We start from the raw sequence: 2,011 nt of genomic DNA, 5'->3' as shown, positions 1-2,011 counted from the left end.
GTCGATGACGGCTGATCTCCCCCCTTGAGGGGGAGATGTCCGGCAGGACAGAGAGGGGGGCGACGGATCGCCGACCTCTGAAAGGTCCGGCTTCTCAACGACACCAACTCCCGGCTCATAAAACCCCGCCTTCGGCACGCTCACCTGCTCGGCAACCGCCGCCTCAGCCCCCGCAAGCCGTGCCAGCCTTTGCACCAGCGCGCTCATATTCGCCGGACCGCCCTCTCGGAAATAGCCCAGCAGGGCGTCCAACTCAGCGCGCGGCAGGGTCGAGCCTTCAATGAGCCGCTGGTCCTCGTCATGGCTTTCGCCGGGCAGCAGCGCCAGCTTGATGCCACGCTCGCTCGCCACTGCCGCCAGTTGGTCGCAGCCGTAGCGCCACCACTCATAGCCACCGAGGATGCGGACGAGGATGACCTTGGCGTGGCGGGCGACGCTGTCGATCCACAGGTCCACCGACATCGGATGGCGGAGGTCGCGAAGGGCCGCCAGCCGCATCGAGGGCAGGCGCCCCGCATCCGCCTTCCAGGCGGCTGCCAGGCCGGCGAGATCGCTGTCGGTGAAGGACAGGGCCACGACATCCGCAGGCGTCTGCCTGAGGTCGATCGGCTCGGCGAGATCGTCGAGCGAAGCGGATGTGGTGGCGAGGATATGCATCGCTGTCCGATTTGCCTCAGCCGGCGAGGATACGCTCGATCGCCGGGCGGTTCAGCCCCTTGAGGCCGATGACGACGAGCCGCGAGCGGCGGTCGTCCTCGGCTGTCCAGGCGCGGTCGTAATAGTGGTTGACGCGTGGGCCGACGGCCTGCAGCAGGAGGCGCATCGGCTTGCCACCGACCTCGACGAAGCCTTTGACGCGCAACACGTTTTCCTGTTCGGCGGCAAGGGCGACACGCTTTGCCAGTTCGTCCGGATTGGCGATCGACGGGATGTCGATGACGAAGGAATCGAAATCGTCATGCTCGTGGTCGAGCTCGTCGTCGTGATGGGTCTTGCGGTTCTCGATGTCGTCCTCGACGGCGAGGCCGAGGCCGAGCAGCACCGACGGGTCGACTTTGCCGTGAGTGGTCGGGACGACCTTGACGGCGCGTGCCACGTGCTCGCCGATAACGGCGTTGGCGCGCTGCGAGCCGGCGGCGTCCATCAGATCGCTTTTCGACAGGATGATCAGGTCGGCGCAGGCGATCTGGTCCTCGAACACTTCCTCGACCGGATCGTCATGGTCGAGAGAATCGTCGGCGGCGCGCTGCGCCTGGAGTGCATCCATGTCGGAGGCGACGCGGCCGTCGGCCAGCGCCGGACCGTCGACCACGGCGACGACGCCGTCGACGGTGACGCGGCTCTTCACCGTCGGCCACTGGAAGGCCTGGACCAGCGGCTTCGGCAGAGCAAGGCCCGAGGTCTCGATCAGGATGTGATCGACCTTCGGCGTGCGGGACAGGATCTGGTCGAGCGCCGGCACGAAGTCATCGGCCACGGTGCAGCAGATGCAGCCATTGGCGAGCTCGACGATGTTTTCCTCCGGGCAGGCGTCGACGCCGCAGCCTTTCAAGATCTCGCCGTCGATTCCGACATCGCCGAATTCGTTGACGATGATCGCCAGCCGCTTGCCCTTGGCGTTTTCGAGCAGGTTGCGGATCAGCGTCGTCTTGCCGGCGCCGAGGAAGCCGGTGACGACGGTGCAGGGCACGCGGGAAACGGAAGCGTTCATGGTCAGTCCTTCAGCATGTCGAGGGGAGGGATGCGGGCAACCAGGCCGCGCTTGAGGGAATCGGGCCGTCCGCGCCAGGGGATCAGGCCATCGGTCGAGGTGGCGAAGAGCTTTGCGCCGGCGACGAGGTCGGCGCCGCTGGTCGTGTCCAGATCGCCGAAGACGTAGCTCCAGCAGCCATCGCGCAGCAGCGCGGCGCTCAGCCGGCGCTTGCAATTGCCGAGGCATTCGACGGTGCGGATGCGAATTTTTTCGCCCGATGCGGCACGGCGCGTGTCTTGGGCCAGCAGCGCGCCGGCG

Annotated in this window: 2 protein-coding genes and 1 pseudogene; all 3 read right to left on the bottom strand. The window is 66.7% G+C overall.

Features of this window, described 5'->3' with window-relative positions; translation table 11 throughout:
- Positions 1-657: pseudogene (locus tag EOD07_RS32420) on the bottom strand (cobaltochelatase subunit CobN); the annotation flags it as partial.
- Positions 658-673: 16 nt separating this feature from the next.
- Positions 674-1,711, bottom strand: a complete 1,038-nt coding sequence (gene cobW, locus EOD07_RS32415; protein WP_127238151.1) for a cobalamin biosynthesis protein CobW — start codon at positions 1,709-1,711, stop codon at positions 674-676.
- A gap of 2 nt (positions 1,712-1,713) precedes the next feature.
- Positions 1,714-2,011: DUF1636 family protein (locus EOD07_RS32410; protein ID WP_127238150.1), on the bottom strand; the 298-nt coding region annotated here is incomplete at its 5' end.

The sequence above is a fragment of the Mesorhizobium sp. M2C.T.Ca.TU.002.02.1.1 genome, assembly GCF_003997225.1.
This window is presented reverse-complemented; position numbering and strand designations above follow the sequence as displayed.